Source organism: Paenibacillus sp. FSL H8-0079, from assembly GCF_037991315.1.
In the GTDB taxonomy this organism is placed as follows: domain Bacteria; phylum Bacillota; class Bacilli; order Paenibacillales; family Paenibacillaceae; genus Paenibacillus.
This window is the reverse complement of the sequence record NZ_CP150300.1, coordinates 3,891,566-3,907,753: the sequence shown is the minus strand read 5'-3', so window position 1 is coordinate 3,907,753 and position 16,188 is coordinate 3,891,566. Positions and strand designations below refer to the sequence as shown.

The window sequence follows — 16,188 nt, the reverse complement described above, 5'->3', positions numbered from 1 at the left end:
TAGGAGGAATCTATGTATATTACAACCGGTGAAAAGGAAGCGGCTTTACTTGTGGAGCGTGCCCGAAACCTTGCTGAAACAACAGGGGGTACTTACGTGCGCCGTAATAAAATGTCTCTGCCCATGATGATTGAACACTATGAGGCGGAGGAGGTTCTGGTTGTACTCCAGGGTAAAGTGCGTCTATTTCGGAAGGATTCACCGTTGCTGGAGTTCCACCCCAGCATGGGATTTGTTCGTGCCAAACGTATATTGCGAGGAGAACCTGATCCACTGCTGGAGGCGGGGGCGGTGAATGAAGGGGATACCATCATCGATTGTACAGCCGGACTGGGCACGGATGCACTGGTGTTCTCGGTTGCAGTGGGCAAAAGTGGACGGGTGATTGCATGTGAGAGCTCTCTTCCGCTATATACACTATTAGTGGAGGGGATGTCTCAATATGAGACGATCAAGCCAGCGGTAAATGAAGCTTTCCGGCGTATTGAGCTGCATCATGCGAATCATCTCGAGTTGCTGCGTTCCATGCCGGATCGAAGCTGTGATACCGTATATTTTGACCCCATGTTCCGTGAACCGATGATGGATTCAAGTGCTATACAGCCCTTGCGAGATTATGCAAATGCTCACGCGCTGGATGAACAGAGCATTATGGAAGCGAAACGGGTTGCCCGTAAACGTGTAGTTATGAAAGAAAAGCGCGGCAGCGCGGAGTTTGACAGGCTTGGATTTGAAATACTTGATCGGGCGAATGCAAAAACCCTGTACGGAGTGATTAATGTTGAAAGTGGAAGTTAAACCAAAACCTAAACTGCTTGTGTTGGTTGGACCAACAGCAGTAGGCAAAACAAGAATGAGCATCGAGCTTGCCCAAGCTTTCAATTGTGAGATTATCTCAGGGGATTCGATGCAGGTATATCGTGAAATGGATATCGGAACAGCCAAGATTACAACTGAAGAAATGAAGGGTGTACCCCATCATCTCATTGATATCCATGAACCGGAGTATCCGTACTCTGTGGCTGAGTTTCAGGAGAGTTGCACACGATTAATTAGTGAAATCCATGAACGCGGTAAAATGCCTTTTATTGTAGGTGGCACCGGTCTATATGTGGAATCAGTATGTTACGGCTTCCAATTTTCCGATAGTGGTTCGGATGATGCGTTCAGAGAGGAACAATTCAGCTATGCTGAGCAAAATGGAGCACAGGCCCTTCATGATCGTTTGAGGGAGGTTGATCCGGTTAGTGCGGATCGTCTGCATCCGAATGACCAACGGCGAATTGTACGTGCCCTTGAGATTCATCACCTCACAGGCGAGAAGTGGTCTGATCAGCTGGCAGTGCAGAAGAAAGAGTCGCCATATGACCTTCTTCTTGTTGGTTTGACAATGGATCGCCAGAAGCTGTATGCCCGGGTGGAAGAGCGGATTGACCTGATGATCGAACAAGGTCTGGTGGATGAGGTGAGATCCCTATTGGAACGTGGAGTGGCGAGAGGTCATATTTCCATGCAAGGACTGGGTTATAAGGAAATTGCAGCGTTCCTTCAAGGAGAAGTGAGTTGGGAAGCTGCGGTTGAGTGGTTGAAGAGAGATACACGTCGTTTTGCCAAACGTCAGCTTTCCTGGTTCCGCCATATGAAGGATATTGAATGGGTGGACATGACGGATACCGAAGATTTTGAAGGAAACTACAAGCAGGTAAGTGACTTGATTACACGGAAATTTAACTAATTTTCATAATCATAAGTATTGATCTGTATGCTTGGAGTAGATCACGACATCTGAACCTCTATCTTTTTGATATTTCAAAAGGTAGAGGTTTTTGCTTATCACTAGAACAGATGGAAGTGAGTATAGGTTCATTAAACAAGCAAGAAATGTGCTGAAAAACGAAGATTTTGCCCCTCTTTTGCAAATCTGGCAAGCGGTGTATAATGGATAAGTCTTCTAGTTGTACTCCAAGCCAAGATTGGGTGCAAAATAGCAGACAAGGGGTTTTTGTGGATTATATGAAACTGTTCATGATATAATAGCACGAAAGCTACTCAGCGATATTGAATATTACTTGAACACGAATTCAAATGAACCAATGGGGGTACGGCTAATGAACAAGTCCATCAACATCCAAGATACGTTCTTGAACCAACTGCGGAAAGAGAATATTCCTGCTACGGTCTATCTGACCAATGGCTTCCAAATCCGCGGGACGATCAAGGCATTTGACAATTTTACGATCGTCATTGACAGCGACGGACGCCAGCAAATGGTCTACAAGCATGCCATCTCCACGTTCACGCCGCAACGCAGCGTATCGCTGATGCAGCAAGATAACAGCGGCGAAGCTTAAAAAAATTACGAAACCTTTTCACCAACCATTTCGTCTACAAGTATAGGTATTGAAACAGAGCAACCTGAATAAAGGGTTGTTCTTTTCATTCCGGGCAAAATATGTGTAATATGAGCCTGAACCAACAGACGAATAGAAATTATGCAACCGAAAGGGAGTCAGGAGGTAACATGCCAAACGATCCGTTGTCGAGGTCTAACAATCGCAACAACAATAACAAGTCACCCAAAAAAGCGAAGCCAAAGACCTCTAAAAAGAAAAAAATTACGGGTAAACGCGTTGGATGGACACTGTTTTTCACAATGGCAATCGCCATATTCTGTGCACTTGGCGGATATTTATTTATTATGGTGAGTGGCGAAAATCTGCTCAAAGCCAACATGGACAAAACCACAATTAATGAAACTTCAAAAGTATATGATCGCAACGGCCAATTGATGGGGGAGCTTTCCATTCAGAAGCTGGAACCTGTCAATGAGGATGATATTCCTGAGCTGGTGAAGCAAGCCTTTGTTGCAACGGAGGATAAACGATTCTACGATCATCAGGGCGTGGATATCTGGTCCATTGGGCGTGCGGCAGTTAAGGACGTCATGGCCCGTTCTATGGTGGAGGGTGGTAGTACACTAACCCAGCAGCTTGCCAAGAACATGTTCTTGTCCCGTGACAAGACGTTCTTCCGGAAAGCAACGGAAGTATCGATTGCAATGGCATTAGAGCGCAAGTACACAAAAGACGAGATCCTGACGATGTACCTGAACCGGATTTTCTTCGGTCATCAGCGTTACGGGATTAAAGCAGCATCAGAATTTTATTTTGGACAAAAAGATTTGAGTCAGTTGAAGCTATGGCAAATCGCGACCTTAGCAGCTATGCCTAAAGGCCCTTCTGCCTACAATCCGGTGAGCAATCCAAACGATTCCAAAGCACGCCGTGGTGTGGTATTACAGCTGATGTATGAACAAGGCTACATTACCAAGGCGGAGATGGATGAAGCAAAAGAGATTAACTATAACTACAAACGACCAGAGAAAGAGAAGAAGTATCAAGCCTTTATTGATTATGTGCTCCGTGAAGCTGAACGTGTAACAGGCAAAACGGAAGATGATCTGAATATCGGCGGATACAAAATCTATACAACGATGGATGCTCAGGCTCAAACAGCCATGGAAACTGCTTTCACAGATGATAGTCTGTTCGAGGCAAGTAAAGATGATCAACAGGTTCAAGGCTCTATGGTTATCATGAACCATGAGAATGGTAGCCTCGTTGCCCTCCTGGGTGGACGTGATTATCAGACCAAAGGCTATAGCCGTGTTACGCAGAGTCGGAGACAACCCGGTTCAGCTTTTAAACCGATTGTGTCTTATGCACCGGCTCTTGAATCAGGGAATTACAGTGCCAACTCCTCGCTGAGTAATGCGAAGCAATGTTTTGGTAACTACTGTCCTGGTAACTTGCATGGATATTCTTCAACCATCAGTATGACGGAAGCCATTACGAAGTCGGAAAATATTCCTGCGGTATGGCTACTTGATAAAATAGGCGTTAATACAGGTATTAATTTTGCCAAGAGTGTAGGTATACAGCTTGCGGATGAAGACAAAAACCTGGCGATTGCCCTTGGTGGTCTAAGTAAAGGTACAAATACACTGGAAATGGCACAAGCCTATAGTGCATTTGCTAACCTTGGAGAATACCGAGCAGCCTATTCCATTAAGGAAATTAAGGATAGCGCAGGCAAAACCACGTATAAACACGATAACTCGGACACAACGCGTGTCATGAGTGAGCAAAATGCGTATCAGCTTACACAGATGCTACAGAACGTTGTTAATGACGGTACGGGACGTTCAGCGCGTCTGGATCGTCCGGTAGCGGGTAAAACAGGAACTGTTCAAAGTGGCATCTCAGGCAATAGTGCCAACCGTGATGTATGGTTCGTTGGATATACACCGGAGTGGACTGCCGCAGTCTGGATGGGGTATGACAATCCGGATGCGAATCATATGCTTAAGAACAGTAGTAAGCTGTCGGCAGCTTTCTTTGCCAAAGTCATGGGAGATGCAATGAAAGGCGTTCCCGTGAAGCAATTCAAAGCACCGGCTGGAGGGCAGGCACCTCAACCAGTAGAAGAACCAGAGCAGCCAGCTCTGTCCGTTAGTGGTCTGAGTGGATCATACGATCCATCTGCTCAAACCGTCTCACTGAGTTGGGCTGGAACGGGTGACGCGAGCACACAATATCGTGTGTATCGTAAAGAAACTTCTGAAGCGCAGTTTACTCATCTCATTGATGCAGTAGGTGCGACCAATGCACAAGATTTAAGTGCGTTGCCTGGTCTGACCTATGAGTACTATGTGACAGCTTACGACTTGGCATCAGGACTTGAAACGGATCCTTCCAATACCATCTCTCTGATGATTGAAGCGCAGGAAGTGCCACCGGAGGAACCTGATCCTGGCATAGACCCTGGAACAGAGATAGATCCTGAGCAGCCAGGTACAGAGAATCCGGATAATGGTTCACCGGATAATGGCAACTCAAACGGAAATAACGGTAACGGGAATGAAAATGGAAATAACGGTAATAACGGCAGTAATGGCAGTAACGGAAGTAATGGCGGAAACGGCGGAAACGGTCAACCTGGGGGAGGAAATACCACCCCGCCTGGTCAGGGGACAACAGATCCAGGTGGTACCGATGAAGGTACCGATGATGGGTCCGTAACGACGCCTGGCGAAGTTGTAACTCCCCCGGACAGCGGAACGAGTGGGGATACTGGAGGAACAGATGTACCTGCAGATTCTCAAGCTGGAACTGGCGGCTAAAGCCATTGAACACTTAATAGCTACATTATAGCTACATTGAAAAACTGCTTCCCGGAAAACCGGTGAAGCAGTTTTTTTGTGTTATACGAAACCATCTTTAATCGAAGCTCATTTCATGAATAGATGGGACAAAGCTTGATTTTGAGTGTATACCTTAAATATGGTAAGCTGTAACTATTCGTAATACGTTGTGCAAGGCGGATCCAGAGCGCTGGAACCCATCATGCGGACGTTATTACATTGTTCACCAATATGAGAGCAGGTCACGGGCCTGTAGTCGGCAAAGAGGGGTTCGTATGAAACGGAAATTCGGGGACCGCGCGAACTGGCGCCGGATTACGAACCGACAATTCACATGCCGGTTCGTTCAATCCAAAATTTTCACAGGATATATTACGTTGTACACCATACAGGATTTGAAAGAACCTCTGTGGAAAACATATGGAGGTAGTACCTTCTGTATCGCAGATAAAGGTTATTCTTGGCTGCAATACTATCCGAAGGGAGAACACTTTGTAGTTACGGCGATGTTTGACGATCAGGAACGGATTGTGGAATGGTATATTGATACATGCCGTAGTCAGGGGATAACCGATCAGGGTGTGCCTTGGTTTGATGACCTGTATCTGGATGTCGTGGTACTGAAAGATGGAGAAGTGTTTTTGCTGGATGAAGATGAGCTTGAAGATGCACTGTCACGGAAGCACATAACGACGGGTGATTATGACTTGGCGAACAAGACAGCAAAGGAACTGCTTCATGCCATTGATGCACATGTGTTTCCGTACTTTCAGTTATCGCTGAAGCACAGACAGAGTTTGTTTGAGAACGGAGAGTTTCGAAAAAACATTCAGATTTGAGACATGTACTTATCCGCAGAATTCTTCATGATCCTTCTAATATTGGAGCACCTGATAGAATACATTAATAATCAGGAGAGTTCAGCCCGATAAAATAGAGGTGATGGCGAATGAACGGACGGGTCATGGCTGCAGGAGAGCAACCGGGAGGTAGACCATCCAGGCAAATTAATATTGTGTTGCGTAACCAGGAACCTCAGATGTTGGTCAAAGACGAAGCAGCGGCAGTACAGGCAGCTAAGAGTATAACCAAACATGCGCATTTTCAGGAGATACAGGGTGAATTGGAGCAATTGGTTGGACTTGAAAATATCAAAGACTTGGTATTTGAAATCTATGCTTTCTTACAGATTGCTCAGATGCGTACCGAAGCAGGCTTACTTAGTGGCGCGCACGTGTATCATATGATCTTTAAAGGCAATCCAGGGACCGGTAAGACAACTGTAGCCAGAATTGTTGCCAAACTCTTTCAGAAGATGGGTGTGTTGAGTAAAGGCCATCTTATTGAAGTAGAGCGTGCGGATCTGGTTGGAGAATATATCGGTCACACGGCGCAGAAAACTAGAGATCTGGTCAAGAAGGCACTCGGTGGGATCTTGTTCATTGATGAAGCATACAGTTTGGCCCGCGGTGGTGAGAAAGATTTTGGCAAGGAAGCAATCGATACGCTTGTAAAATCAATGGAAGACAATAAAAACCAATTTATCCTCATATTGGCTGGATACTCGGAAGAGATTGATTTTTTTCTCCAGACGAATCCGGGGTTACCTTCACGCTTTCCCATTCAAGTAGAGTTTCCAGACTACAGCATTGATCAGTTGATTCAAATCTCTGAGATTATGGCCAAAGAGCGTGATTATATTCTAATGCCACAGACCATACTCAAGTTGAAGCAACATCTGCTTCAGGAAAAAAATGATTCGCTGCATGCGTTCAGTAACGCCAGATACGTTCGTAATGCCATTGAGCGTTCGATCAGGCATCAGGCGGTTCGATTGTTGGAACAATATTCGGAAGGCAGTCCAGGAAAACTGGAGCTGATGACAATCCGTACAGAGGATTTGAACTTTGAGCGAAAGTAAGCGATAATATAGTTTTTACACCAGCCGGCCGGGCCAACCGGTTCGGCTTAAGGCATGCCATGGCATATTCGTGGCAACGAATATCAACGGATTAGTAATTAGAGGGAGTGAACATATACATGACAAATGGCACACATGATACAGATATGGTCAAAAAAGATCGCGCCGTTTTGGTGAGTCTTGTTACGGATGATGTAAAACGTACAGGTATCAATCCTGAGTATTCTTTAGAAGAACTGGTGAAACTTGCGGAGACAGCTGGAGTGGAAGTGCTAAGTGTACTTTCTCAGAACAGGGAAAAACGTGATACCAAATGGTTTATTGGTAAAGGAAAGGTGGAAGAACTCCGGGCAATCGCGGAGGAACTCGGAGCAACTACAGCTATTTTTGATCAGGAATTATCAGGTGCACAGGTTCGTAATCTGGAAGAAACCCTCGATCTCAAAATTATTGACCGTACTCAATTGATCTTGGACATCTTCGCACAACGTGCCAACACAAGAGAAGGTATCATTCAAGTGGAATTGGCTCAGCATAGCTACTTGCTTCCGCGCTTGTCGGGTCATGGCAAGAACCTTTCGAGACTCGGTGGCGGAATCGGAACAAGAGGTCCAGGTGAAAGCAAGCTGGAGACGGACCGTCGTCACATCCGTGGTCGCATCGATGATCTGAAACGTCATCTGGAAGAACTGACACGTCATCGTAAGCTGCATCGTGAACGGCGTAAAAAGACAGGTATTGTTCAGGTGGCCCTTGTTGGTTATACCAATGCTGGCAAATCAACCTTGCTCAAGCAATTGACTGCTGCAGATGTGTATATTCAAGATCAACTATTCGCTACCCTGGATCCAACATCACGCACGATGGAACTTCCAAGTGGTAAAGAAATCGTACTTACCGACACAGTAGGATTTATTCAAAATCTCCCGCATGATCTGATTGCAGCTTTCCGAGCAACGCTGGAGGAAGTGAATGAAGCAGATCTCATCCTGCATGTTGTGGATGCCTCATCGGTTATGCGTGAAGATCAGATGCGAACTGTTAACACGATTCTGCAAGAACTTGGTTCAGGGGACAAGCCACAGTTAGTCCTGTATAACAAAAAAGATGCATGTACACCTGAACAGCTTGAGATGCTTCCATTGGATAAGGACCATATCAAAGTAAGTGCATTGGACTCCGACGATCTACTTAAAATTCGTGAATTGATTCAGACAGAGCTGACTGGTGACACGAAGCGCTTCCGTATTCCGGCAGAACGTGGAGATCTTACGTCGGTACTTTACAAAATTGGTGATGTAGTGGATACCAGCTTTGAAGAAAATGATGTCATTTATGAAGTGGAATTGCAAAAAGGTGAATATGAGAAATTTGGTTATGTGCTTGAAGATTTCATTGAATTGTAATATTCATGACATATTTGTGTGATAAGTTGACACGATAATAGATATTCAACGTCAGATTCGTGCTATGAAGGGGAATGAAGTAAGATGGTAAGCTTTGATTCAGAAATATCTGAACTTCAACATCAAGTGGAGCGTCAGATTGAAGGACAACTGAAACAGATTGATCGGATCACAGATCACAATCAATGGAAGGTCATTAATGCTTTCCAACAGCGAAAAGTAAGCGATTTTCACTTTGCAGGTTCAACAGGTTATGCGTATAACGATCGTGGGCGTGAAGTGCTTGATGAAGTATATGCTGATGTGTTTGGTGCTGAAGCTGCGTTGGTACGCCCCCATTTTGCTTCGGGTACACATACGATTAGTACAGCTCTCTTTGGCGTGTTGCGCCCAGGTGACGAATTATTGTACATCACGGGTAAGCCTTATGACACATTGCATAAAGTTATTGGCAAACCCGGCGATGGTACAGGTTCGTTACGTGATTTTGGCATCGGCTACCGTGAGACAGCCTTAACTGCTGCAGGCGCAGTGGACTGGGAAGCAGTTGAGAAAAGCATTACACCGGCTACGAAAGTCATTGGAATTCAACGTTCACGTGGTTATGACTGGCGCTCTTCCTTCTGCGTTGCTGAGATCGCTGAGATGGTTACGCGTGTCAAAGCGCTGAAGGAAGATGTTATCGTATTCGTAGATAATTGTTACGGTGAATTCACGGAGGAACGTGAACCGACAGAAGTCGGAGTTGATCTGATGGCCGGGTCACTGATCAAGAATCCTGGTGGAGGCATTGCGGAAACCGGTGGATACATATGTGGGAAGGAACAGTACGTACAGCTGGCAGCTTATCGTCTGACAGCCCCGGGAATCGGGGGAGAGGTGGGAGCCATGCTGGGGACAACACGTGGCATCTACCAAGGACTTTACATGGCTCCGACAATTGTAGGACAAGCTATCAAAGGAAGTACGTTTGCTGCTGCGATGTTTGCTGAATCCGGATTTGTAACCAAACCCGCCTGGAATGAAGCTCGTACAGATCTGATCCAGGCTGTTAAGTTTAGCTCTGCTGAGCATCTGATCGCCTTCGTTCAAGGAATTCAGCGTGCAGCCGCTGTAGATAGCCACGTGGTTCCTGAACCATGGGACATGCCTGGTTATGAGCATCCTGTCATTATGGCGGCAGGTACGTTTATTCAGGGCGGAAGTCTGGAATTGTCAGCCGATGCGCCTATACGGGAGCCGTATATCGGGTACATGCAAGGCGGATTAACGTACTCTCATGTCAAATATGGCGTTTTAATGGCGTTACAGACCATGAAAGATCGTAAATTATTGTGAGTTTATCTAACACGTCATTGACACTTGGTAACAACTAAATGTACAATAGGGAGAAGAATAGATGACTGGAAGGTTGATGAACATGGGTGATGAAATTCGCAGAAATATGGCCTTATTCCCGATTGGTATTGTAATGAAACTTACGGATCTGTCTGCACGTCAGATTCGTTATTATGAGCAGCACAGCTTGATCGTTCCTGCGAGAACGTCAGGTAATCAACGTTTGTTTTCTTTTAATGACGTAGAGAGATTGCTAGAGATCAAGGCTTTGATTGAAAAAGGAGTTAACATCGCGGGGATCAAACAAGTGATGAATCCTGTTTCGAAAGAATCCGAGGAAGCTACAGTGATCACGCCAGATACTGAAGTCAAACGTAGAGAGCTGTCCGATACGCAGTTGCACCGCTTGCTGAAGCAACAGCTTGTATCAGGTAAGAGACCTGGACAAGTATCTCTCATTCAGGGAGAGCTTTCCCGATTCTTTAATAAAAAGTAAGTTCGCATAACTCGGCGAGTGAGGGGAAATCATGCACTTGTGATGGCCGACTCCTTGACCCGTGGAACTTTCTAATGTACAAATATAACAGGCAAGCCAAATACGCAGATAAGAAAGGGAGAGGTTATAGTGAGTTATACAAAAGAAGACATTCTCCGCATTTCGAAAGAAGAAAACGTACGATTCATTCGATTGCAATTTACTGATTTGCTTGGAGCTATCAAAAACGTTGAGATTCCTGTGAGCCAGTTGACTAAGGCTCTGGATAACAAAATGATGTTCGATGGATCTTCCATCGAAGGTTATGTACGTATTGAAGAGTCCGATATGTACCTCTATCCAGATCTAGATTCTTGGCTTATTTTCCCATGGGTAGCAGAGAACCGTGTTGCTCGTCTGATTTGCGACGTATATCTTCCGGATGGTAATCCTTTCCCAGGAGATCCACGTGGCATCTTGAAACGAAATCTGAAAGAAGCCGAAGAAATGGGATTCACTTCCTTCAACGTTGGTCCTGAACCCGAGTTCTTCTTGTTCAAAACAGACGAAAAAGGAAACCCGACTAACGAACTGAATGACCAAGGTGGTTATTTCGACCTTGCGCCTACGGATCTTGGTGAAAACTGTCGTCGTGACATCGTTATCACACTTGAAGAAATGGGCTTTGAGATCGAAGCTTCTCACCATGAGGTAGCTCCAGGTCAGCATGAGATCGACTTTAAATATGCTGATGCTCTGAAAGCAGCAGACCAGATCCAAACGTTCAAACTCGTTGTTAAAACGATTGCACGTCAGCATGGTCTACATGCTACCTTCATGCCGAAACCGCTGTTTGGTATGAACGGTTCAGGTATGCACTGTAACCAATCCTTGTTCCAAGGCAATGTGAACGCATTCGTTGACGAATCTGACGAGCTGGGTCTGAGCAAAACTGCACGTTACTTCATGGCTGGAACTCTGAAGCATGCGCGTGCGTTTGCAGCAATTACTAACCCAACTGTGAACTCATACAAACGTCTTGTACCAGGTTATGAAGCCCCTTGCTATGTAGCATGGTCTGCTAGTAACCGTAGCCCAATGATCCGTATTCCAGCTTCCCGTGGTCTGAGTACACGTGTTGAGGTTCGTAACCCGGATCCGGCTGCTAACCCTTACCTGGCTTTGGCTGTTTTGTTGAAAGCAGGTCTGGACGGAATCAAACGTGAGCTTTCCTTACCAACTCCAATTGACCGTAACATCTACATCATGTCAGAAGAAGAGCGTGTGGAAGAAGGCATTCCAAGCTTGCCAGCTGACCTGAAAGAAGCATTGAATGAATTGATCCGCAGCGAAGTCATCTGTGATGCTCTCGGCGACCACGCCTTGGCTCACTTCTATGAGCTGAAAGAAATTGAGTGGGATATGTATAGAACACAAGTCCACCAATGGGAACGCGATCAATATATTACTTTGTACTAATAGCTTAATCCCTTGGCGCTCTAGCGCTGAGGGATTTTTCTTTTTGTGGGCAAGTACCTATGTATTTTATGAAATACCAAAGTGCCCACAGAATGCCCCAAAAATATTTTTCTATTCGAAAATTTCTTCAGTGAATTTCTCAAATCTATCTATATTGCTTTTCTGGATCTTGCCTGAGGTATGGGCATATACATCTGATGTGATCTGAATACTTCCGTGACCTAACTGTTCTTGAACGAATTTCATATCTGCCCCGGACTCAAGTAAAAGAACTGCGCAGGTATGTCGGAGAGAGTGAATGGGGAGAGATGGGAGATCACAACGTTGTAAGATGCGGGAAAAGGCATTGAATAATGTTGATTTAGGCATGAAGTTTCCATCTTCCTACATAGAACTAGATCAAGGTCATGGTGGTAGCTTCCCCAAGTATTCCTTTGTTGGGAGTTGAAAGTTCTTATTTAAAGAAGAGTTGAGACGAAGAATAGTATAAGCAAAAGAAAAAAGAGCAGGTTTGAAGATCTATATAAGTTGAACGAAAGAAACTAGCAATTAAAAGCGAATGCAAAGGCGGTCAATGATGACACGAGGATTCTTCATGATTTCATCCATAAACTGCCCTACACGTAGACGAATTTCAGAGACAGTAGAGTAGAACACATTATTGACTATACTGGACTTGAGCCATTTCCAAAGTCCTTCTACAATATTGAACTGCGGGCTATAAGGTGGCAGAAATACAAACTCAAGCCTGTTCTTCTGTTCTTGCAGGAAAGGCTGCAGCAGCTTGGCATGATGAATACGAGCATTATCTAATACGATCATAAGCTTTCCTGTCGGATACGCCGCAAGGATCTTCCGGAGAAAAGCAAGAAAGGTTTCAGCGGTATATTGCTCGTCTTCTTGCCAAACGATTTGTCCGGTCTCATAGTCAATCGTTGCGAGCAGCTTGACCCCGCGATGCTTTCCTGTGGTTGGAATGATGCGCTGTTTTCCTCGAAGAAACCACGTTTTCTGAATGGCTTGGTAATCCCGAATCATGGACTCATCCTCAAACAGCAAGTGATCGATCTCTTCGTTTAGTAGCTTTTTTTCAATTGAGGAAAGGTTGTTTCGGTGAACTGACGCTGTTTCTCCGGATCTGCTGCTGCAAGCGTGTAGGTCGGTTTTGTATAGCTGAGTCCTAAGCGTTCCATGAGCTTGGAGATACCGCGGAGCGAGTAACGATGGCCCCATTCTCGTTCTACATACAAGGCAATAAGCTCAAGTGTCCAGTTGTGCCTAGCTGCAAAACCAACCTCATGAGGAACCGAGTAGGCGATAATTTGCTTGAGTTGAGTCTGTTGTTTCTTCGACAACCGACTAGGAGCACCCGATGAATGCTTGAGCTGCAAGGCTGCTATTCCACCGTTTTGGTATGCATGAATGTAACCACTCACTGTCATTCGATTTCGATTCAGAATATCAGCAATCGCCACGATGGATGTGCCTCTCAAATGCAAATAGATGGCCTGATAGCGTTCGTACATCCGTCGCTCTTTGGCTTGTTTCATAGCTTCTCTTACTTTCTCCAGTTCGGTATGCTTATTCATGGCGATCCCCACTTGTCCGTTTTTTTAGATTATAATTTCAATTCGACAAATGGAGCGTTTTCCCTTTAAGGCTTTGCTAAAATCTTTAATTCAATTTATATAGAAGTAGTATCTTTTTATAGAAGAGCTGAAAAATGCTCTGCCGGCCAATCATGCCGATAGATCATTTTTATAACCTCACTAAGGTAATTGACCAGAACCTACATACTTATCCTTCTTACTATTCCACTTATAGTTTGCAACAGCAATTTCCCATCCGCCTTCTGGGTAGTGGCTTTTCCACAGTTGATTTATTTCCCCGGTTTTCGAAATGTTTAACCCAACATCTCCCATAACAGATAACTTCTTTTTAAGAGTACCATTCTGAAACTTGTAAACAAGTAGTTCTGTATTTGATGGTAAATAATCCAAAGTAACAGCTACATGCTTTTCTTTAGCCGAAATATTGAGGATATGAATTGTTGGTTCTTCATCGCTATAGTAATTTGTATCTATGAGAACGATAACACCTTTAGAGTTAATGAGATAAAAATTGCCTGAGTCAGTGATCAACATGTGTTCTTTCTTATTGTCTCCGTTTAAGTCCACTGATTTACTGACTGTTAAACGCTCCCTGGGGAATTTCTCCTCCAATAATGTCTTTGGATTAACTGTAGCAGCATCAACGTAAGATGGATTTAATATGAATCCAAACATTGCTACGGCACAGAGTAAAGCTAGTACTCTTTTCATAATAGTCTCCTTTGTAGATTACTTATCTTTTGCGTCACTAGCACTAAACATGATTCCGATCGTTTCTGAACCGAGTACACTGTAACGTATTCCATCTATTTCTGTTGATTCATCAACTGTAGACCAGTCCACGCCTTCATCCAAAATATTCATATCCGAAAGCACATTCGCTACAGAACTTGCGGGAAGGTCGGGATTAACAGAAAGAATAACCAATCCCATAGCTAGTACAATGTCTGCCCCAGATGTCACTGTTCCGTCGCCTTGACCGATCATTGTGACATCTCGCACAGAACCATCGGCTTTGTTAATCGAACCAGTGATACCTATGTAGTCGGTAATCATGTATTGAAATACATCTTGAACAGCTCCTGTTTGGACTTCAAGTTTCTTTCCTATTTTTAATTTCGGGTTACCGATTTCCATGGCACGTTTGTTGAATGACTTTCGAAACTCTTCTGGAGTCATATCTAAACTTCCTAGTATTTCTACTTTCTTTTCCTCTTTCTTTTCCTCTTGTTGCTTTACGTTCTCTTTTGCTACCTTAACTTCCTCAGTCTTAGTAGCAGATTTTTCAGCAACAACAGTTTCTGGCTTGGTTTCAGCCAGAGTGGATACTTTGGTAGTCGCAACTTCTTCTTTCTCAGTTCTATCCTCATCTTTGTTGCCGAAGATACCTCCCACTATAATCACAACAATAAGCCAAAACCACCATTTTTTCTGAATAGGCTTTTTCAATCTTCTTCCTCCTGATATAGTAATAATTAACAACAAAACATAGTCTATCAGACCTAGGTATAATTTTCTATAAAAATGTATGTATGTGGGAGAATGAATACATATAGAGTACTACTAACAGATATGGATTTCCTCACGGCAGCCTTAATACAGATTCGGGTATCCGTCTAGCATGTTTTAGGCGATCTGGAGTACAATATTGACTATGGCGGTCAAGTAGAAACGTATAGCACAGTATCAATTAAGATCATGGGGAAGAGATACTTTCGTAGTACGTTTGAATATAGGGTACAAAAATAGAGCAGGAGGATAACCTCACTGCTCTTTCTTTTTATTTGGTCGTATATTCACTTACTTCAAACGTTAAAATCTTATCAAAGATCATGTAATCTGTGCGCTTGCTAAATGGCCCTTTGTTGTTGCTGTATTTGTTTATTGCAAATTTAGATGGGCCGATTCCAGTATCTCGAACATCATACCAACTCAAAAATGCATTTACATCACTTATCGGAAGATCGTATTCTTTTTCCAAACCTGTTGTCAGGGTTACTACAAGGATAGCGCGGTCTCCATTGGGCTCTGGTTGGGGTTCTGGACCAGGAGTAGGCGTGGTTGGATCGAGAAGTTCTCCATCAATATCAATGGCGTCCAGCCAAATTAACGCATTTTGGTTATTTATTATTTCAACAGTGTGCACCGTATCAGTTAGGCCTGTTTTTTCATACGTTAATATTTGAAAACCAAGCGGTTTATTCTGTGATACCTTTTCTGAATTTCCATCGATATTTACTGTTATATCAGAGCTGCCGGCATAAGTGCCACTGGTATTTTGTGCTCCAATCCATCTAAACTTAGAGCCTTCAAAAGTAAATTTAATGCTACTTCCAGATATGCTTGAGCTTCTCCCAGTATTATTGTATAGAGCACTAGAAGAGTCTACTCCCCATGTTCCAATATACGTTATACCTGGATGTGTATCATCATATCTTTTCCAACCATCTTCAGGTGTGGCTAAAGCTTCTCCGACTGAAGCAGCAAAAGCACTTGTTCCAAAACTGAACAACAATAATAATGACAATAAAGCTGGTATAACTATTTTCTTCATATGTATTCTCCTTCAAATTGAATTTCTAAAATTTATAATACTGATCCTTGTATTCCATGTCTAAACAAATATGACTATATATGAAAGTAAGTGTTAGAATTCATGAAAATAGTTTTACTTATGATAAAGTAAAATAAAATCGTTATAGTTTTGGAGATCCCAGATTATCGCAATGATTGAACACGAAAAAAAGTAGAAGTGG

At 43.8% G+C, this 16,188-nt stretch carries 15 protein-coding genes; 10 read left to right on the top strand and 5 right to left on the bottom strand.

The window, feature by feature from the left end:
- Positions 1-12: 12 nt before the first annotated feature.
- The 10 genes from MHI06_RS17355 to glnA all read left to right on the top strand — a co-directional run bounded on the left by MHI06_RS17355 (position 13) and on the right by glnA (position 11,822).
- Entirely contained in the window at positions 13-798 is a 786-nt protein-coding gene (locus MHI06_RS17355; protein WP_036672760.1) for a class I SAM-dependent methyltransferase, read from the top strand.
- Entirely contained in the window at positions 779-1,735 is a 957-nt protein-coding gene (miaA, locus tag MHI06_RS17350; RefSeq protein WP_340398572.1) for a tRNA (adenosine(37)-N6)-dimethylallyltransferase MiaA, read from the top strand. The genes MHI06_RS17355 and miaA overlap by 20 nt, the downstream gene beginning before the upstream one ends.
- A 373-nt stretch (positions 1,736-2,108) precedes the next feature.
- Positions 2,109-2,351, top strand: a complete 243-nt coding sequence (gene hfq / locus MHI06_RS17345) for an RNA chaperone Hfq (protein WP_017687918.1) — start codon at positions 2,109-2,111, stop codon at positions 2,349-2,351.
- A gap of 170 nt (positions 2,352-2,521) precedes the next feature.
- On the top strand, positions 2,522-5,182 hold the full coding sequence (locus MHI06_RS17340) for a PBP1A family penicillin-binding protein (RefSeq protein ID WP_340398571.1): 2,661 nt from the start codon (positions 2,522-2,524) through the stop codon (positions 5,180-5,182).
- A 296-nt stretch (positions 5,183-5,478) separates the two neighbouring features.
- The gene (locus MHI06_RS17335) at positions 5,479-6,042 is read left to right on the top strand and encodes a DUF402 domain-containing protein (RefSeq protein ID WP_062835000.1); all 564 of its coding nucleotides are present in this window, start codon (positions 5,479-5,481) and stop codon (positions 6,040-6,042) included.
- Between the two features lie 110 nt (positions 6,043-6,152).
- Positions 6,153-7,124: an AAA family ATPase gene (locus tag MHI06_RS17330; RefSeq protein ID WP_062834999.1), complete on the top strand. Its 972-nt coding sequence runs from the start codon at positions 6,153-6,155 to the stop codon at positions 7,122-7,124.
- 119 nt (positions 7,125-7,243) lie between these two features.
- Positions 7,244-8,530, top strand: a complete 1,287-nt coding sequence (gene hflX / locus MHI06_RS17325) for a GTPase HflX (RefSeq protein ID WP_169481066.1) — start codon at positions 7,244-7,246, stop codon at positions 8,528-8,530.
- A gap of 84 nt (positions 8,531-8,614) precedes the next feature.
- Positions 8,615-9,868 carry a methionine gamma-lyase family protein gene (locus MHI06_RS17320; protein WP_340398570.1) on the top strand — a complete coding sequence of 418 codons (1,254 nt, stop codon included), beginning with the start codon at positions 8,615-8,617 and terminating at the stop codon, positions 9,866-9,868.
- A gap of 82 nt (positions 9,869-9,950) precedes the next feature.
- Positions 9,951-10,364, top strand: a complete 414-nt coding sequence (locus MHI06_RS17315) for a MerR family transcriptional regulator (RefSeq protein WP_056689944.1) — start codon at positions 9,951-9,953, stop codon at positions 10,362-10,364.
- A gap of 129 nt (positions 10,365-10,493) precedes the next feature.
- Positions 10,494-11,822 (top strand): type I glutamate--ammonia ligase, encoded by a 1,329-nt coding sequence (gene glnA / locus MHI06_RS17310; protein WP_169481064.1) that lies wholly within the window; start codon positions 10,494-10,496, stop codon positions 11,820-11,822.
- Positions 11,823-11,933: 111 nt separating this feature from the next.
- Here the strand turns inward: glnA and MHI06_RS17305 are convergent, their stop codons facing one another.
- The 5 genes from MHI06_RS17305 to MHI06_RS17285 all read right to left on the bottom strand — a co-directional run bounded on the left by MHI06_RS17305 (position 11,934) and on the right by MHI06_RS17285 (position 15,986).
- Positions 11,934-12,191 (bottom strand): tyrosine-type recombinase/integrase, encoded by a 258-nt coding sequence (locus tag MHI06_RS17305; RefSeq protein ID WP_340398569.1) that lies wholly within the window; start codon positions 12,189-12,191, stop codon positions 11,934-11,936.
- Positions 12,192-12,371: 180 nt separating this feature from the next.
- Positions 12,372-13,411, bottom strand: a protein-coding gene (locus MHI06_RS17300; protein WP_340398568.1) for an IS630 family transposase whose coding sequence is annotated in 2 segments (ribosomal slippage) — positions 12,372-12,911 and positions 12,914-13,411 — 1,038 coding nt in all. Because the reading frame shifts where the segments join, the coding sequence is not laid out codon by codon here.
- Between the two features lie 180 nt (positions 13,412-13,591).
- Positions 13,592-14,143, bottom strand: coding sequence for a hypothetical protein (locus tag MHI06_RS17295; RefSeq protein WP_340398567.1), 552 nt, complete (start codon positions 14,141-14,143; stop codon positions 13,592-13,594).
- Between the two features lie 18 nt (positions 14,144-14,161).
- Entirely contained in the window at positions 14,162-14,881 is a 720-nt protein-coding gene (locus MHI06_RS17290; protein WP_340398566.1) for a hypothetical protein, read from the bottom strand.
- 331 nt (positions 14,882-15,212) lie between these two features.
- On the bottom strand, positions 15,213-15,986 hold the full coding sequence (locus MHI06_RS17285; protein ID WP_340398565.1) for a bacterial surface protein: 774 nt from the start codon (positions 15,984-15,986) through the stop codon (positions 15,213-15,215).
- Positions 15,987-16,188 lie beyond the last annotated feature (202 nt).